Below are 24043 nucleotides of genomic sequence, written 5' to 3'. Positions count from 1 at the left end.
TATGCGGCAAAGAACTCAATAATAACGTGTGTTTTTTTTCACTTTACGGGTGTAATTATAATAAAAAAACGAGAAATTGCAGCCATGTGAAAGAATTGCGTAGCTACTCTGGAGATTTTGACAGTTGCGCGTATCTCTTGCAGGAACTTGCGATGTGTCGCACAAAATAAAATTTCTAAAGAAAGTTATTTGAAACTTTTTTTTCAATAGCATAGAGTCTGCATATCGGCTGGTATTTTGCTTTTCGGGCGGCTGGTCGCCTTGCGGGTTATCTTGGCTCTACCCCAAGATAACCTTTACTGATTGAGCGCATGGTTCGTTAGGTGTCTGGCATATAGCCATTTTCAATGACCCTTGCGATAGCCGCTATTAAGAAGAGGGTGAGACATGAAAATCGTGAGTAACTTTATCGGTGGGAAGAATTCTCTGAGCTCTAGCAATCTAACTGCCGATATTCATAATCCAGCCACCGGTAAAGTTGAAAGCCAAGTGACGCAAAGTACTGCTGAAGAGGTTCATCAGGCTATCGGCATTGCTCATCAGGCATTTTCCCGTTGGTCACAAACCACTCCTCTGCGCCGCGCCCGCATTATGTTCAACTTTAAAACATTGATTGAACAACATCGTGATGAACTGGCGGAGTTGATTGTCCGTGAGCACGGTAAGGTCTATTCCGATGCGTTAGGTGAAATTACTCGCGGCCTGGAAGTCGTCGAATTCGCCTGTGGTATCCCACACTTATTGAAAGGGGAATACTCAGCAGATGTAGGTACCGGAGTTGATTGCTTCTCAATGATGCAACCTTTGGGGGTAGTTGTTGGAATCACACCATTTAACTTTCCTGCGATGGTGCCGATGTGGATGTTTCCCATCGCATTAACGTGCGGTAATACTTTTATTCTGAAACCGCCTGCACTGGACCCTTCTGCGTCGGTTCGTTTGGCTGAGTTGTTGACGGAGGCGGGCTTACCTGATGGCGTCTTCAATGTTATTCACTGCTCAAATGAAAGTGCGGCACAACTCTGTACAGATCCGCGAATTCAAGCCGTAAGCTTTGTGGGTTCTTCTACTGTTGCCGAACATATTTACACCACTGCCAGTGCGCACGGTAAACGTGTTCAGGCCTTTGGTGCTGCGAAAAACCAAGCGATTATCATGCCTGATGCTGATTTAGATGCGACAGTTAATGCCTTGATGGGAGGGGCATTTGGGTCAGCCGGTGAACGTTGTATGGCATTGCCTATTGCTGTTGTTGTTGGTGAGAGTACGGCAGATAAGCTAATTGAGAAATTAAAACCACTCATTGCCAACTTGCGTGTTGGCCCCGGCATAAAGCAAGGCGGGGAAGAAAATGAAATGGGGCCGTTAATTTCAGCAGTCCATCAGAAAAAAGTCCTTGGTTACATTGATGAAGGAGTCAAAGAAGGTGCGACGCTAGTCACCGATGGTCGAAATTATAAGGTCGCTGGTTATGAGCAAGGGTTCTATGTCGGCGGCACATTATTTGACCATGTCACTCCGGATATGAAGATTTATCGGGAAGAAATATTTGGCCCGGTATTAGGAATAGTTAGAGTTCCTGACTACCAAACTGCAATTAATACTGTGAATAGTCATGAGTTTGGTAATGGGAGCGCTATTTTTACCAGTAATGGCCACTATGCGCGGCAGTTTGTACATGAAGTTCAGGCAGGGATGGTCGGTGTGAATGTGCCTGTTCCAGTACCAATGGCGTTTCACAGTTTTGGTGGTTGGAAACGTTCTGTATTCGGAGCATTAAATGTCCATGGTACTGATGGCGTACGTTTTTACACACGAATGAAAACAACGACAGCCCGTTGGCCAACTGGCCAGCAAACTGTCTCAGAATATAGTATGCCAACACTGGGTTAATACTACCTGAGGGTATTCATTAGAATAATTCCATGTTGTTAACAGGAGAATTACCATGTCGTCACTGCTTGCCAAATGTCAGCCATCGGATGCGGACGGGCGCATTCAGCATATTTCACCGGAGAACGCAGGATGGCGTTTTGTTGGGTTTGATGTTTACCACCTGATAGCTGGAAAAACGTTGGTTCTGGACAGTGCTGATAATGAACTTTGTCTTGTCTTGATAGCTGGAGTTGGCTCGGTATCAACACGGCGTGCTGAATATCCGCACATTGGCAAACGTATGAGCCCTTTCGAACGAATACCTCCTTATTCTGTTTATGTTCCACATCATGATCATGTGAAAGTTGTGGCAGAGACCGATTTAGAATTAGCCGTCTGCCGAGCCCCTAGCCGTGGCCATTTACCTTCCCGCCTGATAACACCGGCAGATGTGGGGGTGGAGCGGAGAGGTAAAGGGCGTAACCAGCGGTTAGTTCATAACATTTTACCTGACAATAAGCCCGCAGACAGTTTGCTGGTGGTTGAAGTTTATACCGATGAGGGGAACACCAGTTCTTACCCAAGTCATAAACATGATCAGGAAAATGCTACAGATGAAACTTATCTGGAAGAAACCTACTATCACCGATTAAATCCAGAACAAGGTTTTTGCATACAGCGGGTTTATACCGACGATCGCTCACTGGATGAATGTATGCCAGTTTACAATCGCGATGTTGTGAAGGTACCAAAGGGGTACCACCCAGTGGCAACATTGGCAGGCTATGACAGCTATTATTTAAATGTTATGGCGGGGCCTGTACGGTTATGGAAATTCACTTGGGAAAAAGATCATGCTTGGATCAATAGTGATCAATATCCGATAGAAAAAAACTAAGCCGCTGCTTGAAGAATTAATTGAATGGGTAGGCGGGCTGCTACCCATATTATTGATCCCCGAAGATGATATTTGGCTCTGACGAGCCTGATGACCTTACCCGAAGACTTACTCTTTTGCGTTATTGAGCGCCAATGAAACCGCCAATGTTTGCGCCAAACACATAGAGGCCACTTGGGAACGGAACCCATCAACTTGTGCTTCTCTCACCACAAAACAGACATCGCTGAAAGCCGCTAATGGGCTTACCTGACTATCAGTAATGGCGATCTGCTGGGCACCACTTTTCGCACCCAATTCAACCAGTTCTAATGCTTCTTGTGCATAGGGTGAATAACTGATGGCAATAACCACGTCTTTGGGTTTTACCATACTCAATTGTTCCGCGAACATTCCACCTAGCCCATCAATCAGAAAGGCTCTGCGTTCTAAATGACGCAATGCATAGGTCAGGTAAGAAGCAACGCTGAAAGAGCGCCGCAAACCAATCACGTAGATATTTTCAGCGTTATTCAACAACTCAACTGCTTTATCCAATTGTTCTGCATTGGTTTGCACCGCCAGTTGTTGCAGAGCTTGCGCATTTACCATTGTGAATACATTCAGTATTTCAGCAGGTTTCTCTGGTGCAGTGTTGCCGTCGGTTGAGGTTTGACGGAATAACCGTGCACGTTCGGTATAGTTAACCGTTTCCTCCATCAAGTGTTGGCGAAATACCTGTTTCATTTCGTTAAAACCACTGAAACCGAAGGCATTTGCAAACCGAATTAATGTTGATGGTGGCACACTAGCTTGAGCCGCAATGGAGGCAACTGTATCAAATGCAATGCTATTACTGTTATCCAATATATAACGGGCAACTTGTTTTAAGCGTTTGCTTAATGTCTCATAACGATGACGAATCTGGTCTTGTAACAATGATAGTTGAGTAGGGTTATTCATCCATTCGGCCCACGGCAGAGGAAAATTCAAGGGTTATTCACGTCGTACTTGATGTTGCAGAGTGGTTAGCTACATATACTCAGCTGAATCACTTATTTACGTAAGTTCATCGGGATTTGCCCGCTTTACCAGGCCGCAACTGCAAGTTTTGGGTATATCTGTCTGGTATTCTAACAGATGGTTGGAAAATTTCATTTATTGATGTTTGCATTTGTTTTTATTTCATTGCGAATTCAAATTATTCACTAAACCATAATAAAGGAAATGGTTGTAAGCAAAAGGTATTACTTTATTAAGTTTGACAAAAATCAGGATTTTTTCAGGCTGATAAGGATGAAACAATGCAGATGGCAGCATAATGGCGCTGACGGGTTTCCACGGCAGCGCTAATAAAGTGGTATTTAACTCAGTCTACTGGGCGGTAGTCTCGCCAATAACCTATTAGTGTTTGATAATTTTGTTTCACTTGTTTGATTAATTCCGCATCACTCAGTTCACCTTGCAACCAATGCCGAGATGCCTGGCCGAAGATTGTGCGGCCGACAGCAAAACCTTTAACCCATGGAGCTTTTGCTGCCGCAGCAAAACCTACTTTTAATGTAGCTTCTGGAGAATCTAATCCAAGAATTAATACGCCTCTGCAATAGGGATCTTGGGTTTCAATCAGTTTACCCACTTGCTGCCAGTTTTCTGCACTAAGGGGGGGCAGTTTCCACCAATCTGGCTGAATACCTAGCTCATAAAAATGAGCCATAGTTTCGATGTAATAACGCTCATCTTTATCTTTATTGTCTTCAGGTAAAATGACTTCTAACAGTAATTCATGCCCCGATTTACAGCATCCGCGGTAAACATCAACAATCACTTCATCCTGCTGCTGGCGTAGCTCCTCACTGTCTTTAGGATGATAAAAGACTAAACATTTCACAACATGTTCCAGCGGCCAATCAATGAGTTGGGAACCAATATTGCCATGCTCAAGGCGTAATGGCCTTGAACTAGGCAACTCAATTGGGCGGCCAATCCACCACCCTTGGCCAGTAATGGTATTGAGTGCTTCCTGCCCGTAAGTCGTGTCTGCCAGAATGCCACTTTTATGCTCCAGCCCAGATTCTTGAGCTGCTTGTTGTGCAGCCTGCAATAATAAAGTTTTGAGTTTAGGGATACGGCCTTCACTCACTCCCGCCTCACGGGCCATGTCGGCCAGCTGTTTGCGGTGGTCAAAAGCAAAAACACACAGTTCTGGCCACTGCTGTTTACGGGTTGTCACCCGATGCAAATGATTAAGGTGGGCATCACGATCAGGGTACGGTACGGAGTGCTCGTGGCTAAGGTAATCGTCTAATTCTATTTTGGTCGGCATGGCAGGTGCGCAGCCATGACGTGAAACAACAAGTGCGCCACAGGCATTAGCATAGCGACAAGCTTGATCCCAGCTTTCATCATTAAGATAACCGCGCAGCAAGCCAGACATGAAGGCGTCACCGGCCCCCAATACATTGAGCACTTCTACGCGAACGCCAGAATGGAGTTTGACGAACTCCCAACTGAGGGGAATTTCTCCTTCGAACACTGAACAACCCTGTGCTCCGCGCTTACAGACCAGTGTCGCTTGTGTTGCTTTACGTACATTTTGTAGGGCTACCAGGGTATCCGTGCTACCTCCGGCAATATGGAATTCTTCTTCGGTGCCGACAATTAAATTGAAATGGTGTAGGACTTCTTGCAATTGTTGAGTCACTTTTTCCGATTCAATAAAACGTGTTTCACCGTCACCCAGTGAAGTTAGCCCCCATAATACCGGGCGATAATCAATATCCAGGGCTGTTCGTAGCCCATTCTTATGCGCATAATCTAATGCTCTCAATACAGCTGCGCGTGTATTAGGGTGCGAAAGGTGTGTACCCGTGATAGCGAGTGCTCGTGATGAAGCGATATAAGACTCGTCAATATCATCCGGTGTTAGCGCCATATCTGCGCAGTTTTCACGGTAAAAAATAAGTGGAAAAGTCTCTTTATCTTTAATGCCCAAAATAACTAAAGCGGTTAGTCGTTGCTTATCAGTAATAAGGAAACGGGTATCGGCCCCAACACGTTGTAATTCCTCACGTAGAAATCGGCCCATATGCTCATCGCCGACACGTGCCAACATACCTGACTTCAAGCCTTGAATTGCCGTACCATAGGCGACATTACCTGATGACCCTCCTAAGTATTTGGCAAATGTACTGGTATCTTCCAGCCGGGAACCAATCTGTTGCCCATAAAAATCGACGGCGATTCGCCCGATACATATGACATCCAGCACTTTGTGTTGTGTACCCATCCCCATTTCCTTCTGTATTAAATCAAACCCCGACAATGACCGATGAAATAAACCTGTATTAACGTTTCTGAAACCAGTATGAGGAATAAAAATTTCAACTTCAAGATTAAATGAAATTTATTCCCCGGTTATGTGACACGGATAAAAGCCTTATTTAACGCTCAAGAATAGGGTTTACACCAAAGAATAGTGCAAGTTATTGGTGGTTTTCTTATGGGAAATACAAGGTATCAAATATATTAATAACTTAATAATATCAATTAATTAATTATATGCTTGGTGAGGGCTGCGTGCTGCTATTTCTAATGAGTAGACGAAGGTTGCGCTGTTTCAGTGTTTCTCAGATTATTTGATCTTCATCGCATAATGAAATATTTTTTCTGTAATGTGATTTTATGAAAAAAATATTTGTTTATAATCTCTGCTATGTTTCACCTTATTGTTGTCAACATAGAGAAAGTTACCAAAGTCTGCTTCTTCTCTCCGGCAAACGTATCCTCAGGGGCTGAAAATACTCGGCCACCATGGTATCGCGCAAACAGAGCAAAGGATGGGTAAATGAATAAGATTCGGCTAACCACAGCACAGGCATTAGTCCGGTTTTTGGACAATCAATACCTGCAAGTTGATGGTCAGGAAATCAAATTTATCAAAGGGATTTTTGCTATTTTTGGCCATGGCAATGTACTGGGGGTCGGGCAGGCGCTAGAACAAGATTGCGGCGAGTTAGTGGTTCATCAAGGGCGAAATGAACAAGGAATGGCACATGCTGCTACTGGGTTTGCAAAACAAAAATTACGTCAGCAAATTTATGCTTGTACATCATCTGTCGGGCCAGGTAGTGCCAACATGGTTACTGCTGCCGCTACTGCAACGGCTAATCGGATCCCATTGCTATTGCTTCCTGGTGATGTGTTCGCATCGCGTCAACCTGATCCCGTACTACAGCAGATTGAACAATCGCATGATCTGAGTATCAGTACCAATGATGCCTTTAAGCCCGTCAGTAAATATTGGGATCGCATTACACGGCCAGAACAGTTGATGAGCGCGTGTCTTAATGCCATGCGAGTCCTAACTGACCCAGCAGAAACGGGGGCTGTAACACTTTGTCTACCGCAGGATGTTCAGGCGGAAGCTTATGATTATCCTGACTATTTCTTCCAAAGGCGCATTCATCGCCTTGACCGGCGGCCAGCCAGCGCTGCTATGTTGGCTGATGCTATTGCTTTGCTGACCTCAAAACGTAAACCGATTTTGGTATGTGGCGGGGGGGTTAAATATTCACAAGCCGGTCAGGCATTGCAACGATTTGCGGAATGTTTTGGTTTGCCATGGGTAGAAACACAAGCCGGTAAAGGCACAATCAGCTCCGAACATGAACTGAATCTCGGCGGCATAGGTGAAACCGGCTGTCTTGCGGCTAACACATTGGCAAAACAAGCTGATCTCGTGATTGGTATTGGCACTCGCTATACCGACTTTACGACCTCATCTAAGTGGTTGTTCCAGAATCCGGATGTTTCATTCCTCAATATTAACGTTAGTGCGTTCGATGCTGGAAAACTGGATGGTTTGCAATTATTAGCGGATGCGCGAGAAGCATTATCAGCATTGCATCAACAACTCGGTAGTACTGGTTATCTGGCGAATTGGGGCGGTGAAATTGCGCGGATGCGTGCTGAACAATTAGCGGAGACGAAGCGGGTCTACCAGGTGGAATACAGCGCCGATGATTTCACTCCTGAAATTAATGACCATTTAGATCGTGAACAGGTATTTGCTGAATTCATCAATAAAACCGGCTCGTCTCTAACACAAAGCCAGGTTATCGGGATACTAAATAACCAATTACCTCAAGATGCCATCATTGTTGCCGCCGCCGGCAGCTTACCCGGTGATTTGCAGCGAGTGTGGCGCACAAAAGGGAGTAATGGATATCACGTCGAATATGGTTACTCCTGTATGGGTTATGAAGTCAGTGCTGCATTAGGTGTGAAGCTGGCCGAACCCGATCGCGAAGTTTATTCGTTAGTCGGCGATGGTGCTTTCATGATGCTGCATTCTGAGTTGGTCACATCCATCCAAGAGCGCTGCAAAATTAACGTGGTGTTGTTCGATAACATGACAAACGGCTGCATCAATAATCTCCAGATGGAACATGGGATGGACAGCTACGCCACTGAGTTCCGTTTCCGTAATCAGGAAACTGGCCAACTCGATGGTGATTTTGTTCCGGTAGATTTTGCCATGCTGGCTGCGGCTTATGGTTGTAAGACATACCGTGTTTCTACTGAACAACAACTGATCGATGCATTGGCAGATGCCCGTATGCAAACGGTTTCAACTTTGATCGACATAAAAGTTCTGCCAAAAACCATGGTGCATAAGTATTTGAGTTGGTGGCGAGTCGGGGTTGCTCAGGTTTCTGATAGTGAAAGGACGGACGCCATAGTGCGGGTATTAGAGCAAAATATCGCTAAAGCTCGTGATTATTAGTGCTTGCGCTGGCCCGTAGGATGAGCCTCTGATGAGACTCATAATCCCCATGAATCTACACAATTAAGTTATTTGCGTGAACACATCTTCAACTTGAAAGATGGTGGGGACGTTTGATCTGGATGTGAAGTCGTACAACTAGCAGGTATCACCTGCAAACCGAAACTTCATGAGGGAAATGATATGTCGTTAAATATTGGTGTGATTGGAACAGGGGCTATTGGCCAGGATCATATTCGCCGTTGTAGCAAGGTTTTGCAGGGTGGTCGCGTAGTCGCTGTAACAGATATTAATCGTGAGCATGCCACTAATGTTATTCGTGACTTGGGTATTGAAGCGAATATATATGCTGATGGCTATGAAGTGATTAATGCAAAAGAAGTGGATGCGGTGTTAGTTACCTCTTGGGGGCCAAGTCACGAAGAGTTCGTGTTGGCGGCGGTTGCTGCGGGTAAGTACGTTTTCTGTGAAAAACCCTTAGCGATTACCGCTGAAGGATGTAAGCGAATTGTAGAAGCGGAAACTGCACAAGGTAAACGATTGGTTCAAGTCGGGTTTATGCGACCTTATGACCAGGGTTATCGTGCACTGAAAGAGGTCATTACCAGTGGCAAGATTGGCGAGCCATTAATGTTACATTGCGCTCACCGTAACCCGCGAGTGGGTGAAAACTACACCACGAACATGGCTATCACTGATACATTAATTCATGAAATTGATGTACTGCGCTGGCTATTAGATGATGATTATATCTCTGTTCAGGTTGTTTTTCCGCGTAAAGCCAAGTATGCCAAAGCACATCTGAAAGACCCGCAAGTCGTGCTGTTTGAAACGGCTAAAGGGACTCGTATTGATGTTGAGATTTTTGTGAACTGCCAGTATGGCTATGATATTCAATGTGAAGTTGTGGGCGATAATGGTATTGCAAAATTACCTGAACCCTCTTCAGTATTGTTGCGTAGCGAAGCTCGCTTATCACATGAAATTCTCACTGACTGGAAAGATCGTTTCATCGATGCCTACGATGTCGAGTTACAAGCCTTTATCAACGATGTGTTAGCGGAAAAACTCACCGGGCCTTCTGCTTGGGATGGCTTTGCAGCTGCAGTTACCGCAGATGCCTGTATTGCTGCGCAGGATAATGGCGAGATTGTGCCGATAAGTTTGCCGCCACGGCCCACTTTTTATAATAAATAATATCAATATCAGCTGACTATGCGTCAGCAAACAAACTGTCGCATAGCCAGGTTTTTATTGGCGAACGGGCCTATCTCAAGCTTGCATATATCTCACGTGAAACTGGGAGTGCGATGAAGATTTGGAGTGTCGCCAGTATGCTGAAATATGCTGGTGATAACCTTTCTCATGCATTGATTGCCGTCACCATGAAGCATTGCCGCTATATTGTGAATCCGCTAGGTGTTAATGCCGTGATTCTTCAACACATAAGTATTAGTGAAAGGGAAGTTGATTTCTCTTTTTGGTTATCCGGAAAAAATGGTGCATCAGGCTGTTGCTACCCGCGAACGTATTGAACGCGAATTGTTGGGTAAATAAAACCCTATAGTAGCCTGAGTATTAGGCACTATTTAAAATTTCAATAAAGACTATTTTTTGCATTAAAGGACGGGCAATTAATTACCTTTTAATTGTATTCATCTGTATAAATTAGATGTATCGCAGAGGTTCATTATGAATAAAGATCGTGTGAAGTTGGCAATCGCTCCTATTGGTTGGACGAATGACGATATGCCAGATTTAGGCAAAGAAAATACTTTCCAACAATGTATCAGTGAAATGGCACTGGCTGGGTTTACCGGTAGTGAAGTTGGCAGTAAATATCCACGAGATCCTAACGTATTGAAACCTATGCTTGAACTACGTGGTATACAGATTTGCAATGCATGGTTCAGCACTTTCTTTGCTGATGATCAACGTGCCAAAACTATTGACGAATTCACTAACCACATGAATTTTCTTTATGCCATGGGAGCAAAAGTGATTGGTTGCTCGGAACAAAGCAAAAGTATTCAGGGAACCACAAAAGCTGTTTTTGAAGAGAAGCCTTACTTTACTGATATTGAATGGCAACGTATCGCGGATGGATATAACGAGTTAGCCAAAATTGCTGCCACGAAAGGGATGCAGGTGTGTTTACATCACCATATGGGGACAGGTATTCAAACTAGTGAAGAAATAGATCGTTATATGAGTATGGTTAACGACGATGTTTATCTGCTATTTGATACTGGTCATGCCTATTATTCCGAGGGCAGTCAGGAAGCGATGTTAGCTATTTTAGAGAAGTACTTACCGCGTATTAATCATGTTCATCTAAAAGATGTTCGTGATGAAGTTGTTGCGGAAGTTAAAGCGAAAAAACTCAGCTTCCTTGATGGTGTGAAAAAAGGCTCTTTCACAGTTCCCGGTGATGGTGTTATTGATTTCCGCCCAGTATTTAGCTTGCTGGACAAAAAAGGCTATCAAGGATGGATGGTGGTAGAAGCAGAACAAGACCCAGCTCTTGCTAACCCATTTGAGTATGCGGTGAAAGCCCGTCGTTATATCAAAGAAACCGCGGGTATTTAGAGACAACTATTATCTTTTAAATTGCAGATTTATTGATGATCTTGCGTGTTGCCAGCTGGCAAACAGTTATCGCAGGGGATAGGCATAAACCTTATCCCCTGGTGGTTATCCTGATATCTTAATTCGGCCCATATGATAGGCATCAACAAACTGGCCATCACGGAAAGCATAGCGTGGGCTGGTACCTTCAATTTCAAATCCAAATTTACGGTAAAGGGCGATTGCTGCTTGGTTATCGACAAAAACTGTTAGCTCAATACGCTGTATATTCAGCCAGTTATCGCATAAGTCAATCATGGCTGACATCAATGCACTGCCTACCCCCTTCCTGTAAAAACCAGAATTAACAGCAATGCCAAAAGTAGCAACATGACGGCGGCGTGCTCGTTGGTTTGCTTCAACAGTCAGTTGGCCAACAATATTCTCATCAATACATGCCACCAAATTATGTACCCCTGGTGGTATCTCTTTGATTTTTTTCGCCCACATATCTAGAGATGGTAGAGGAAGCTGTAATGTGTCGCGATAAACCTGTGGATGAGCAAATAGCTGTTGCAAGGCCGAATAATCGGTGGGTTCCACATGGCGTATCTGCACATTTTTCATGAATATATCCCTACTCTTTCTGTTTGAATTAACTAGTAAAATAGTGTTTTATTTACCGGAGTCAATAATATTGTCAGTGGCTAAAAAAAACACTTTACAAGTGAGAGTGATAATGATTATCATTGTCGTGCTTTCAGATGAGACCATCAAAGTTTAGGTGTTCACATTACGAAGGCACGACATTGCTCACATTGCTTCCAGTGTTTACTTAGCCAGCCGGGTGCTGGCTTTTTTTTTGCCTATTCTCATCATCCGCTTTCGTTAACTTCCGGTCTAACACACTCATATACCCAGAAATTGGTCTGTTCTCGTTCTCTAATTATTTCAAATTCAAATGATTTGTCTTTTAACTTATTAATCAGTCGAATTTTTTGAACAGAGGAGTGAGTTTTTTGCGCTTTCATATTTTCCAGCGGCATCTAGACTAAAGAAAACGTTGAGGAGAACTGAACATGATTTATTTACGCAAAGCAGAAGAACGTGGCCATGCTAATCACGGTTGGCTGGACAGCTGGCATACCTTCTCATTCGCCGATTATTACGATCCAGAATTTATGGGTTTTTCAGCACTACGTGTGATTAATGAGGATGTTATCGATGCAGGTCAGGGTTTTGGTACCCATCCACATAAGGACATGGAGATCCTGACTTATGTGTTGTCCGGTACTGTTGAACACCAAGACAGTATGGGTAACAAAGAGCAAATTCATGCCGGTGAGTTTCAAATTATGAGTGCCGGCACCGGTATCCGCCATTCGGAATATAATGGTCGCGATGATCAACCGCTGCATTTATACCAAATTTGGATTATTCCAAATAAGACAGGTTTGGCCCCACGTTATGAGCAGCAGATGTTTGATATCCCGCAAGGGCGGCAGCTTGTGCTATCACCGGATGCCCGTGATGGGTCTTTGAAAGTCTTCCAAGACATGACTCTGTGGCGCTGGGCATTGAAACGTGAAGAGCAGTCGATATATCAGATTCAGGCTGAGCGCCGCATCTGGATACAAGTCGTACGTGGTAATGTGTCTATCAATGGTCACCGTGCTGGGGCTAGCGATGCATTGGCTATTTGGGATGAAGCGGCACTTTCTATTCATGCCGATGAAGATAGTGAAATCTTGCTGTTTGATTTACCACCAGTTTAACGTTTGTCATTCTATACCCTAATAATTCGAGTTGCAGGAAAGCGGCAATTGAATGAGTTCCTATGAGCTTACTGAGGTAAGTGGCCCGGATGAACGAAAAATGCCAACACACATGCAGCTTGAAGTATGATGGGAATACGTAAAAAAGGGTATGCGCATCGCGTCATACCCTTTTCTTTGCTAGAATGGCACCCCATTTACTCTGCCTCAGTTCATTGATAATGAAGAAAAAAAGGCCAGTGCTACAAGATGTTGCCAATATGGTTGGAGTCACTAAAATGACAGTCAGCCGTTATTTGCGCAATCCAGAACAAGTTTCTGCGGTGTTGCAGGAAAAAATTGCATTGGCGCTAGATGAACTTGGCTATATCCCTAATCGCGCGCCCGATATCCTCTCCAATGCTACCAGCCATGCTATTGGTGTGTTACTGCCGTCATTAACTAACCAAGTTTTTGCTGAGGTGCTGCGAGGGATTGAAAGCGTAACGGATGCCCATGGCTATCAAACCATGTTGGCACATTATGGTTATCAGAAAGAACGTGAAGAGCAGCGGCTGACCTCTTTGCTTTCCTACAATATTGACGGGCTGATCCTCTCTGAGCGCCATCACACGGTGCGTACACTGAAAATGATTGAGGTCGCAGGCATTCCTGTTATTGAGCTAATGGATTGTTCCTCACCTTGCATTGATTTGGCTGTGGGTTTTAATAACTTTGAAGCCGCAAGGCAGATGACGCAGCAGATTATTGCCAAAGGCCACCGTTATGTGGTGTATTTTGGCGCGCGTCAGGATGAGCGGACGGTTATTAAGCAGCAAGGTTATGAGCAGGCGATGCGTGAGTCAGGTTTAGAGCCGAGGAGTGTGATGACCAGTCGGTCTTCATCATATTCTGCTGGAGCCGAGTTACTGCGCGAAGCACAGGCGAATTACCCGCAAATCGACAGTATTTTCTGTACCAATGATGATTTGGCAATTGGTGCTGTATTTGAGTGTCAGCGGCAGGGGCTTTCTATTCCCCATGATATGGCAATAGCCGGTTTCCATGGTCATGATATTGGCCAGTCGATGGTACCGAAGCTGGCCAGTGTGCTGACCCCACGCGAAAGAATGGGGCAAATCGGCGCTGAGCGTTTGTTAGCTCGGTTACGCGGGGAGGTGGTCACACCCAAGATGGTTGATGTCGGTTTCACCATCCTCCCCGGCGGCAGTATTTAACATGCTGATTCTGTTATGTTGCTGTTATATAAGTATTAAATTTATATAACCATTGCTAGCAACAGGCAACCGACCAATCCGCAGACGGAGATAATGGTTTCCAGCACGGACCATGATTTGAAGGTCTCGACGATAGTCAGGTTAAAGTATTCCTTAAATAGCCAGAAACCAGGGTCATTGACGTGAGAGAAAATCACGCTGCCTGAACCAACGGCAATAACCATCAATTCAGGGCTGGCGCCGGTGGTGGCGATTAATGGTGCCACAATGCCCCCCGCCGTAATGGCAGCTACCGTCGCTGAACCCAGTGCAATACGCAGGACGGCGGCGATTGACCATGCCATCAGAATTGGTGATAACCCGCTGCTGTTCATCATGCTGGCGATATAGTGATCAACACCGCTGTCGACTAAAACTTGTTTGAAAGCCCCGCCACCGCCAATAACCAACAGCATCATCGCAATAATTTTGATGGAGTCAGTGACGGTATCCATCACAGATTCCATTGAGCGACCACGGTTTAGGCCGAAAGTGAAAATTGCGATTAACACGGCAATCAATGTGGCGATCACTGGGTCGCCCAAAAACTCGGCATATGAGAGGACAGGGTGGCCTTTTGGCAAAATCATCTCTGCCACCGCCCGCATTGCCATCAAAATAACAGGTACCAGCGCAGTGCTCACACTGACGCCAAAACTTGGCATTTCTTCATCGGTAAAGGTTTTTGGGTTATACAGCCCTTCAGGAACTGGCTTATCAATACCTTTCAGGAAACGAGCAAATACCGGGCCGGCCAGAATAACGGTTGGAATGGCCAGCAACGTCCCGTACAACAAGGTTTTACCCATGTCGGCGTGGAAAATAGTGGCAATGGCGGTTGGGCCGGGGTGAGGGGGCAAGAAGCCGTGAGTCACAGACAACGCAGCAGCCATCGGGACACCCACATATAACAATGGAATGCGCGCTGAAGCGGCAATGCTGAATACCAGTGGCAGCAACAGTACGAACCCGACTTCATAGAACAGAGCAAAACCGACGGTGAAACCAGTCAGCACTACCGCCCACTGAATATGCTTTTTACCAAATTTATCAATTAAGGTCGTGGCAATTCGTTGAGCGCCACCGCAATCAGCCAGTAATTTACCGAGCATAGCACCGAAGCCCATAATGAGCGCCAGGCTACCGAGTGTTCCACCGACCCCTGCTTTGATTGAGCCGACGACTTTATCGACCGGCATCCCTTGCATCACACCCACTGCCAGCGCGACCAGTATCAGGGAGATAAATCCGTTGAGTTTGAAACGGATCATCAGTAACAGCAGCATGGCAACGCCAACCGCAACAATGACTAATGGCATAATATTTCTCCACTTACTTTGGGTATTTATCGCTTTTTATTATGGTTACAGTCAGCTGCGGCCAGCGTGATTGCGCGATTGAGTTCAATTACGATGTTCTATCCTTTGTGATAACAGTCACATCTCCATTTGTTACCGGTATCATGATACCGGTAACATGGTAAAATACGGAACCATAGCAAGCAGTAAAATTCCCATTCTGAGATAGAGATCAACATTATGGCTGGACGTAGCATTATCGTGATGGGTGTATCGGGTAGCGGTAAAACCACGGTGGGAGAAGCCGTAGCGCGCCGAATTCATGCCAAATTTATTGACGGTGATGACCTGCATCCCCGTGCCAATATTCAGAAAATGGGCAGTGGGCACCCTCTCAATGATGAGGACCGCATGCCGTGGCTGGAGCGCTTGAGTGATGCAGCTTATAGCCTGCACCATAAGAACGAAACCGGCATTATTGTTTGTTCGGCACTGAAACGGCGTTATCGCGACCGGCTGCGCGAAGGTAATCCGGAAATGGTGTTTTTATATCTGAAAGGCAGTTTTGAGGTGATTATGGAGCGGCTAAAAGCTCGTTCTGGTCATTTTATGCCCACTGATTTATTAAAAAGCCAGTTTGAAGCATTAGAGGAACCGGGGCCAGAAGAGCCGGATGTTATCTGTGTGGATATTGATGCGGATATTGATGAAGTTGCACAGCGGTGTGTGTTGGCGCTGGAAAAGCAAGCCCGATAGTTGCGTGATGAAAACTGCTGACAAACCTCGACGACGCGAGATCTAGAGGGAAGGACTGGCCGAAGAGTCAAGCGTCCGCGCCAGATATGGCGCGGTTCTAGCCGATATAAATGATTGTTTTAAAAAGAAGTTCGGCGTCATTACTATCAGCCTGTTCTCACCGCTGCTGGCACTTTGTCATTAACTTCATCCCTCTTTGGCCAAAGATTTACTGAGTCAGGTACGCGCGTACGCCATCTAAAAACATCTGCGTTGATAGCATCACCAGAATTAACCCCATCAGCCGTTCCAATGCGCTGACGCCTTTACTGCCCAGCAAGCGCAGGAATAGATTCGACATCAATAAAATTGCCGCCGATAGACCCCAGGCAATCATCAATGCCAGCACTAAATGACTCAGTTGATTAGGATATTGATGGGACAACAACATCAGGGTCGCCAGAATCGACGGGCCGGCTACTAATGGAATTGCCAGCGGAACCAGGAAAGGTTCCTCCCCCGCAGAAAGTCCGGTCACATTGCTTTCGGGCGAGGGAAAAATCATTTTAATAGCGATTAAAAACAGAATGATACCGCCGGATATCGATACCGTTTCAGTCCGCAGATTCAAGAATGCCAGAATTTTCTCGCCCGCAAACAGGAAAACTAGCATCAATATGAGTGCGATCAGCAATTCGCGAATCAAGACCACGCGCCGCCGCTTGGGCTCAAGATGTTTAAGCACCGACATAAAAATCGGTAAGTTTCCCAGTGGGTCCATAATCAAAAACAGTAACACTGTTGCCGCAATCATCTCAGTCATTATTACCTCAAAATAATCAAAACGGCTGGCGTTTCCCGCCAGTCAAAGTCACATATTAGGAAGATTGCTTTGAATCATTCTGGTATCGAATAATTTAACTTGCCACTTTGTCCATATTTTGTAAGGTGGTATTAGGTCTGTCCTCGTCAGTTTGCCGATTATCACCAGCAATGATGCGAGACAGACATCCATTAATCGGTGTCACCTTCCAAGGCAGGGCAGTAAACATGAAAAACGTTGGTTTTATCGGCTGGCGCGGTATGGTCGGCTCAGTACTCATGCAACGCATGATTGAAGAACGCGACTTTGACGGGATCCGCCCAGTCTTTTTCTCTACCTCTCAACACGGCCAAGCCGCACCGTCTTTCACCGGCCAGCAGGGAACGCTGCAAGACGCTTATGATATTGATGCGCTGAGTGCATTGGATATTATCATTACTTGCCAGGGAGGAGATTATACCAACGAAATTTATCCAAAGCTGCGAGAAACTGGCTGGCAAGGTTATTGGATTGACGCCGCTTCTTCTCTGCGTATGCGGGATGATGCGATTATTATTCTGGACCCAGTGAACCACGGTGTGATTCAACAGGGGCTGGACAAGGGCATCAAGACCTTCGCGGGGGGTAACTGTACTGTTAGCCTGATGCTGATGTCATTGGGCGGTTTGTTTGCTAATGATTTGGTTGAATGGGCATCTGTCGCGACCTATCAAGCAGCATCTGGCGGCGGCGCGCGCCATATGCGCGAGTTATTAACTCAAATGGGCATGTTGCACGCTGATGTGGCCAAAGAGTTGCAAGATCCCGCCTCGGCCATTTTGGATATCGAACGTAAAGTGACTGCGGCGACCCGCAGCGGCAAACTGCCGACCGATAACTTTGGCGTGCCACTGGCGGGCAGTTTGATCCCATGGATAGACAAAGCGTTGGATAACGGCCAGAGCCGTGAAGAATGGAAAGGTCAGGCTGAAACAAACAAAATCCTGAATACCAGCCATGTTATCCCGGTTGATGGCCTGTGTGTTCGTATCGGCGCACTGCGTTGCCATAGCCAAGCCTTCACGCTGAAGCTGAAAAAAGACGTGCCACTGCCAGAAATCGAGCAACTGCTGGCAACTCATAATGACTGGGTTCGTGTCATCCCGAATGACCGCGAGCTAAGTATGCGCGAACTGACACCCGCTGCGGTGACCGGTACATTAAACACTCCGGTTGGCCGCCTGCGTAAACTGAACATGGGGCCGGAATATCTCTCCGCCTTTACCGTCGGTGACCAGTTGCTATGGGGTGCGGCAGAGCCACTGCGCCGGATGTTGCGCATTTTGCTGTAATTGCGGATCTCAACATGATGATAAAGCCCTGAATTTAGACATCAGGGCTTTTTTGTTTCTGCTTATTTGCGGCATGATAAAAACCGACAGCGCTACAACAACTGACTGATATTCAGCTCTTCCATCAAACGATAATTATCCGAATAATCCACCGGAATGGCGATGACTGCGGGGCCTTGGACATCCATGGCCTGATGTAACTTTGTGGTTAGCTCATCGGCAGATTCGACGGCGAAGCCTTTTGCACCAAAGGATTCCGCGTACATTTTGAAGTCTATTGGACCAAAACGGACACCGGATGGCCGGTGGTATTTTTTCTGCTCCTGAATTTCCACCATGTTGTAACCGTTATCGACCCAAATGATATGTAACAGGTTGCTTTTTAACCTCACCGCGGTTTCTAACTCCATGCTCGATTGCATAAAACCCCCGTCGCCAGAGACAGAAACCACTTTTTGCTGCGGATTCACCAGTGCGGCCGCTATTGCCCACGGCAGGGCAACGCCCATTGTTTGCTGGCCATTTGACATCAAAATTTGCCGGGCGCGGAAGCTGTAGAGATAGCGGGCAATCCAGATATGAAAGCTCCCCATGTCGACACAGAGTGTCACGTCGCTATTGACGATATCCTGCATGGCATGCACCAGCCGCAAGGGGTGGATGGCGAAACCACTCATAGCATCCGCCCGGTTAGCCAGGTCTTGCCGTTGACGACAGCAATCTTCCAGTATGATTTGCGAATATGAGGTTAAGGCCAGTGGGCTGTGTATTTGCTGATTGAGAGCCCTTACTGTGGTGGCAATATCACCCAATAGCTCTTTTTCTGGTTGATAAGCGGCGTCTATTTCGGCAGGTAAAATATCCAGATGTATCAATGTTGCCCGGCCGTTATTCCACAACACCGGGTCATATTCGACAGGGCTGTAGCCGATTGTCATAATTAAATCAGCCTGTTGCAGTAGCTTATCGCCAGCCTGATTATTAAATAACCCCACGACTCCGGCAAAATGATCGAAATGGGCTTGGTCAACTACGCCCGCGGCCTGATAAGTACTGGTGACCGGTATTTTGCTGTTATGAAGCAAGAGCCGTATGGCTTGTGCATTCGCCGGCTGGCTGGCCATCAATCCCAACAACAAGATGGGATTTTTCGCCTGACTAAGTAACTTGGCGACCGCCATGATTTCATTGTGTGGCGCGCCGCCGTTGTGTGGACAAGCTTGGTGGCTCAGCGCCAGGCCGGTGATGGGCTTGTTGAGAATATCTTGTGGCAAACTCACGAAGGCCGCGCCCTGCCTGCCAAACTCAGCGGTTCTGAAGGCATTTCCCAGCACTTCGCTGAGTGCTGCGGAAGAGGTGACCTCGGCGCTAAATTTGGTTACTGGGCGGAAAATACTGACGGTATCCATACTTTGGTGGGTTATTTTCAAGCTATCAGAGCGCTTGACGGCCCCTCCTAACGCCACGACCGGATCTCCTTCGGAAGTTGCCGTGGCTAAGCCAGTCACTAGATTGGCACAACCCGGTCCGGAGGTGACCAGAGCAACCCCAGCTTTCCCGGTCAGTCGGCCCACTGCTGCGGCCATAAATGCGGCATTGGCTTCGTGGCGCACGATAATAGTGTTGATGTGGGAATCTTCCAGTGAATCAAAAACCCGATCAATTTTAGCACCAGGAATACCGAATACCTGTCTCACACCTTGCTGCTCTAAGTAGTTTACGACCATATCGGCACCACATTTCCAGGCGAGAATATTGGGTTCACTCATCATGATATTGAGTCCTTTTTAAGACGGAGTGAGTCATTCAGTCGTTGGATTCATTTTTACGGCTGATTAACTTTCTACGGCGCAGATAGCGCTATTGAGATTCTGAGGGGAGAGATTTGCCTTAAGAAAATCAGTCTCTTGCGGCAGGTCGATAACTAACTTGGCGACGGTGCCAAAGGTCAAAATGCCGTTCTCCAATTGGTAATCCAGTACGTGTCCGCCGCCACAGCGGTCATCCGTAATAAAATGTTCGTGATAACCCGCCACATTAATGCCTTGGGTATAGTTTGGGCTGCGAAAACCAATTATCACCCCTTGGCGATGCTCAAATTCAAAAGTAGGTTGCTCAGCAATCGCTTCGATCATGGGTTTGAAGGGGCGCTGTTGGCGCGATACTGTGCGGGTTTCAACATGGCTGAACTTGCCGTCAATACGGAGTGCGCAAAACAGATTATCGGTTTCGACAACTTCGTTAATCACATCGTGAAGTTGTTCTCGGCTTATTTTGTGTTTGAAGTGACGTTTTTCAGTCGGCTGAAAAAAGGTCATTACTGCAAAAGGCGTTTTCTGTTCTGGTCGGACTGAACGGGCGCTGCTATCCGACCGTAATTGATAAATTTTATTGTTTAATGCGACTAATTCACCATCAAGACTGTTAAATGTTCCTAATCCAAAGTCCCCGTGTTTCAGCAACTCGGCCATCGTGACCTGGCCTTCGTAAACCCCACCAATTAATGCACTCATCAGCGAGGTTTGATAAATTGCGCACTCTGGGTGCTGACTTTGATAGGCAGTAAAGTTTTCTGTGACCTCTTGAATACATGAGCAATGTGGTTCCATTGATTTAGTCATATTCTTCTTTGCCTCCTTATAACATAAATTATATTTATATAATGTTGGCGTTGAAAGAACATAAGTACCAATATAGGAACCTCACTTTTTCGATATCAAAAAAATATGGAATTACGTTATCTACGATATTTTGTTGCAGTAGCCTCGGCCCGGCACTTTACTCGGGCAGCGGAAACGTTGGGTATTTCTCAACCTCCACTCAGTCAGCAGATTCAAAAACTGGAACAAGAGATTGGAACACCGCTGTTTCGCCGGTTGACTCGCGGGGTCGAACTGACCAATGCGGGGAAAGTCTTCTATGATGATGCGTGTCATATATTGACGCTGACGGATGAAGCAATAAAACGGGCCAAGAGTATTGCGCGGGGAGAAACGGGTAAACTACGGGTGGGTTTTGCCAGCTCGACTGCTTTCCAACCCATTGTTTTACAACTGCTTCATGCTTATCGTGATAACTACCCGGAGGTGATATTGTCGCCCAGCGAAGAGATCATGCCAGTCTTAATGAATGATTTGCATAATGAACATATTGATGTGGCTTTTATCCGCCAGCCCTGTGATGCCAGTCATGAATTCACCTGCAAGGTGCTGGTGGAGGAAGACATGTTGTTGGTGTTGCCACAGAATCACCCGCTGCACCACTTGCCAAAAATCAATCTGCAAGCACTACAGAATGATAAGCTGATTATTTTCCCGCGCGAAGTCGGCCCCGGATTGTATGATGCCATTATTAGTGCTTGCTACCGCGCAGGATTCCAGCCAACTTTAGGGCAACAATCGCCACAGATGATCACGGCGATAGGGATGGTTTCTGCTGGATTTGGTTTTACCCTGGTTCCCCGGTCACTCACAACTATTCAAGCGAACAATGTCACTTATCATGAGATTGATGACAGCCAATTAAAAACCAAGATAACTTTGGCATGGCGGCGGCATGAGCGCTCAGCCGCCGTGCTTAATATGGTGAATATCATGGCTCGCAAAGTCATGCCGGCAGGTTAGTCCTCACTCGCTGTGATAAATGGCAGCTTAATAATAATTCGAGTGAATTCCTCTGCTTTATTTATGACTGTTACGCCATATTCATTGCCATAACGCACTTTAATCCGCCGATCCACCAGGTTCATGCCCAGCCCATCACCATTTGGCCGTGGTTGATACAATCCGGCGTTATCTTCCACTTCCAGCACCAGAACATTGCCCTCCAACTTACCGTGTAAGGTGATGCGCCCATTGCTGAACATCTGCGATATGCCGTGCTTAATGGCATTTTCAACCACGGGTTGCAGGGAGAATGCGGGTAAATGCGCATCCATTAACTCATTCGGTAATGAAATTTCGACACTCAGACGATCAGCAAAACGCGCTTTTTCTATTTCCAGATAAGCATTCACATGCTCAATTTCATCACTCAGCGTGACCACATCGTGGCTGCGTTTAAGGTTTTTGCGGAAAAATGTCGACAGCGAAAGCACCAGTTTTCGGGCATGGTCAGGATTGCGGCGGATCACCACTGACAAAGTATTAAGCGCATTAAACAAGAAATGGGGATTGACTTGAGCATGTAGCAGTTTGATTTCTGATTGCGCCAGCATCTGTTTTTGCTGCTCAAATTTACCGGCCAGAATTTGGGCCGACAGCAAGTGAGCAATACCTTCGCCCAATGTGCGGTTAATACTGGAGAATAATTTACTTTTTGGCTCATACAGCTTGATGCTGCCAATCACCCGATGCTCTTCACCACGTAAGGGGATAACCAAGGTGGAGCCCAGTTTACAGGTCGGCGAAATTGAACAGGTATAAGGCACGGCGTTGCCGTCTGCATAGACGACCTGATTGAGTTCTATTGCCCGATGGGTATGGTCGGAAGTAATGGCACCGCCCACTCGGTGGTGGTCAGAACCGGTGCCAATAAATGCCAACAGCTTCTCGCGGTCAGTAATAGCCACTGCGCCAACGCCTAATTCTTCATACAAAATACGCGCCACCCGCATACTGTTTTGCTGGTCAAAACCATGGCGTAACAACCCCTCAGCTCGTGCGGCAATCTGTAATGCTTTGGCTGAGAATGCGGTCGTGTATTTTTCGAAAATAGCCCGCCGGTCCAATAAGATACGCATAAACATAGCCGCGCCTATGGTGTTGGTTATCATCATTGGCAGCGCGATATTCCCAACTAATTCAACAGCTTCATGGAATGGGCGAGCAACAGCCAGAATAATCAACATTTGTATTATTTCAGCCACCAAGGTAATTCCGGCGATCACTAATGGTTGGAATAACAGATCGAGGCGATTTTTGCGGATTAAATAGCTATGGAGTAGCCCACCCAGTAACCCTTCTGTTATTGTGGATAACATGCAAGCCGTGGCGGTCATTCCTCCCATGGAGTAGCGGTGCAAACCGCCCGTCAACCCAACCAGAAAACCGACAGATGGCCCGCCCAGAACACCACCCAATACAGCGCCGATAGCACGGGTATTGGCGATGGAGTCCTCAATATGCAAACCAAAGTAAGTACCCATGATGCAAAACATGGAAAACGTGAGGTAGCACACCAGTTTGTGGGGCAACCTAATGGTAACCTGCATTAAGGGGATAAAAAGGGGGGTTTTACTCAACAGATAGGCAATGACCAGATAGACACACATCTGTTGCAAAAGGGAAAAAATCAGTTCGACTTGGCTAACGCCCATGTTGGATGGCCACTGTTATTACTACGATTATTTAATTCTGTCGCTATTGTATCCAAATTTCGCTGCGGAGAAGTTAACCCGCTCCTTTTTTTAATAAAAAAGCCCTATGGGGCTAAATTCGAGTCAGTTTGTTGTTTTCCACATTTTATCTGGCGGGTATCACGTGATCTTTGTGTTACTCATAAAGGCATTTACATCACTTATGTGCCTCTTGCACAGCTTAATCTCCTTTTTTTCACTTATTTTCGTGAGAAAGAAAATTTCATTAATCATAAGCCAATTTTTTTAGCTCTCATTGACTATGATTATGGTTTGGGCGCGAAAAGTTTGATAGTAATTCACAGTTTTCAGAAAAACAGGTTAGGGCATTAAGTCCATTTTTTGACCTTAACCCTGCCTA

18 protein-coding genes and 2 pseudogenes are annotated in these 24043 nt (G+C 46.0%); 12 read left to right on the top strand and 8 right to left on the bottom strand.

Features of this window, described 5'->3' with window-relative positions:
• The first annotated feature begins 387 nt into the window (after positions 1–387).
• Together F0T03_RS20605 and iolB are read left to right on the top strand one after the other, a co-directional pair.
• The gene (locus tag F0T03_RS20605; protein WP_159680415.1) at positions 388–1893 is read left to right on the top strand and encodes a CoA-acylating methylmalonate-semialdehyde dehydrogenase; all 1506 of its coding nucleotides are present in this window, start codon (positions 388–390) and stop codon (positions 1891–1893) included.
• Positions 1894–1948: 55 nt separating this feature from the next.
• Positions 1949–2773, top strand: a complete 825-nt coding sequence (iolB, locus tag F0T03_RS20600) for a 5-deoxy-glucuronate isomerase (RefSeq protein ID WP_159680405.1) — start codon at positions 1949–1951, stop codon at positions 2771–2773.
• Positions 2774–2881: 108 nt separating this feature from the next.
• Here the strand turns inward: iolB and F0T03_RS20595 are convergent, their stop codons facing one another.
• Positions 2882–3715, bottom strand: a complete 834-nt coding sequence (locus F0T03_RS20595) for a MurR/RpiR family transcriptional regulator (RefSeq protein WP_159680403.1) — start codon at positions 3713–3715, stop codon at positions 2882–2884.
• Between the two features lie 406 nt (positions 3716–4121).
• Positions 4122–6041: a bifunctional 5-dehydro-2-deoxygluconokinase/5-dehydro-2-deoxyphosphogluconate aldolase gene (locus tag F0T03_RS20590; protein ID WP_162526994.1), complete on the bottom strand. Its 1920-nt coding sequence runs from the start codon at positions 6039–6041 to the stop codon at positions 4122–4124.
• Positions 6042–6599: 558 nt separating this feature from the next.
• Between F0T03_RS20590 and iolD the strand changes: the two genes are divergently transcribed.
• From iolD to iolE, 4 genes and pseudogenes are all read left to right on the top strand, one after another.
• Positions 6600–8540 (top strand): 3D-(3,5/4)-trihydroxycyclohexane-1,2-dione acylhydrolase (decyclizing), encoded by a 1941-nt coding sequence (gene iolD, locus F0T03_RS20585; protein ID WP_159680401.1) that lies wholly within the window; start codon positions 6600–6602, stop codon positions 8538–8540.
• Between the two features lie 183 nt (positions 8541–8723).
• The gene (gene iolG, locus F0T03_RS20580) at positions 8724–9737 is read left to right on the top strand and encodes a bifunctional inositol 2-dehydrogenase/D-chiro-inositol 1-dehydrogenase (RefSeq protein ID WP_145553801.1); all 1014 of its coding nucleotides are present in this window, start codon (positions 8724–8726) and stop codon (positions 9735–9737) included.
• Positions 9738–9865: 128 nt separating this feature from the next.
• A pseudogene (locus tag F0T03_RS20575) lies at positions 9866–10097 on the top strand (sugar phosphate isomerase/epimerase); the annotation flags it as partial.
• 135 nt (positions 10098–10232) lie between these two features.
• The gene (gene iolE, locus F0T03_RS20570) at positions 10233–11129 is read left to right on the top strand and encodes a myo-inosose-2 dehydratase (protein ID WP_159680399.1); all 897 of its coding nucleotides are present in this window, start codon (positions 10233–10235) and stop codon (positions 11127–11129) included.
• Between the two features lie 105 nt (positions 11130–11234).
• Here iolE and F0T03_RS20565 read toward each other — a convergent pair whose 3' ends face one another.
• On the bottom strand, positions 11235–11735 hold the full coding sequence (locus F0T03_RS20565; protein WP_145553805.1) for a GNAT family N-acetyltransferase: 501 nt from the start codon (positions 11733–11735) through the stop codon (positions 11235–11237).
• A gap of 112 nt (positions 11736–11847) precedes the next feature.
• Here F0T03_RS20565 and F0T03_RS21970 point away from each other — a divergent pair.
• The 3 genes and pseudogenes from F0T03_RS21970 (at position 11848) to gntR (ending at position 14100) form a co-directional block, all read left to right on the top strand.
• Positions 11848–12110 (top strand): annotated as a pseudogene (locus F0T03_RS21970) (hypothetical protein).
• 77 nt (positions 12111–12187) lie between these two features.
• Positions 12188–12883, top strand: a complete 696-nt coding sequence (locus F0T03_RS20560; RefSeq protein ID WP_145553807.1) for a pirin family protein — start codon at positions 12188–12190, stop codon at positions 12881–12883.
• Between the two features lie 221 nt (positions 12884–13104).
• A complete protein-coding gene (gene gntR / locus F0T03_RS20555; protein WP_159680397.1) occupies positions 13105–14100 on the top strand; it encodes a gluconate operon transcriptional repressor GntR in 996 nt (331 codons plus the stop codon).
• A 41-nt stretch (positions 14101–14141) separates the two neighbouring features.
• Here the strand turns inward: gntR and gntT are convergent, their stop codons facing one another.
• Positions 14142–15458, bottom strand: coding sequence for a gluconate transporter (gene gntT, locus F0T03_RS20550; RefSeq protein WP_019084106.1), 1317 nt, complete (start codon positions 15456–15458; stop codon positions 14142–14144).
• A 219-nt stretch (positions 15459–15677) separates the two neighbouring features.
• Here gntT and F0T03_RS20545 point away from each other — a divergent pair, with 219 nt between their 5' ends.
• The gene (locus tag F0T03_RS20545; protein ID WP_145553812.1) at positions 15678–16193 is read left to right on the top strand and encodes a gluconokinase; all 516 of its coding nucleotides are present in this window, start codon (positions 15678–15680) and stop codon (positions 16191–16193) included.
• A 208-nt stretch (positions 16194–16401) separates the two neighbouring features.
• Here the strand turns inward: F0T03_RS20545 and F0T03_RS20540 are convergent, their stop codons facing one another.
• Positions 16402–16995 carry a YhgN family NAAT transporter gene (locus F0T03_RS20540; protein WP_162526993.1) on the bottom strand — a complete coding sequence of 198 codons (594 nt, stop codon included), beginning with the start codon at positions 16993–16995 and terminating at the stop codon, positions 16402–16404.
• Between the two features lie 227 nt (positions 16996–17222).
• On the opposite strand from F0T03_RS20540, the gene asd reads away from it, so the two are divergent.
• Entirely contained in the window at positions 17223–18326 is a 1104-nt protein-coding gene (gene asd / locus F0T03_RS20535; protein WP_025376578.1) for an aspartate-semialdehyde dehydrogenase, read from the top strand.
• Between the two features lie 92 nt (positions 18327–18418).
• Here asd and alsS read toward each other — a convergent pair whose 3' ends face one another.
• Together alsS and budA are read right to left on the bottom strand one after the other, a co-directional pair.
• Positions 18419–20098 carry an acetolactate synthase AlsS gene (alsS, locus tag F0T03_RS20530; RefSeq protein ID WP_159680395.1) on the bottom strand — a complete coding sequence of 560 codons (1680 nt, stop codon included), beginning with the start codon at positions 20096–20098 and terminating at the stop codon, positions 18419–18421.
• A 63-nt stretch (positions 20099–20161) separates the two neighbouring features.
• A complete protein-coding gene (budA, locus tag F0T03_RS20525) occupies positions 20162–20947 on the bottom strand; it encodes an acetolactate decarboxylase (protein WP_159680393.1) in 786 nt (261 codons plus the stop codon).
• 105 nt (positions 20948–21052) lie between these two features.
• Between budA and F0T03_RS20520 the strand changes: the two genes are divergently transcribed.
• On the top strand, positions 21053–21949 hold the full coding sequence (locus tag F0T03_RS20520) for a LysR family transcriptional regulator (protein ID WP_159680391.1): 897 nt from the start codon (positions 21053–21055) through the stop codon (positions 21947–21949).
• On the opposite strand, the gene F0T03_RS20515 is transcribed toward F0T03_RS20520, so the two are convergent.
• Positions 21946–23643, bottom strand: a complete 1698-nt coding sequence (locus F0T03_RS20515) for a sensor histidine kinase (RefSeq protein ID WP_159680389.1) — start codon at positions 23641–23643, stop codon at positions 21946–21948. The genes F0T03_RS20520 and F0T03_RS20515 overlap by 4 nt on opposite strands.
• Positions 23644–24043 lie beyond the last annotated feature (400 nt).

The organism is Yersinia canariae (assembly GCF_009831415.1).
Classification (GTDB): Bacteria; Pseudomonadota; Gammaproteobacteria; order Enterobacterales; family Enterobacteriaceae; genus Yersinia; species Yersinia canariae.
Note: the sequence above shows the minus strand (reverse complement) of the source record. Positions and strands in the feature narration are given on the sequence as shown.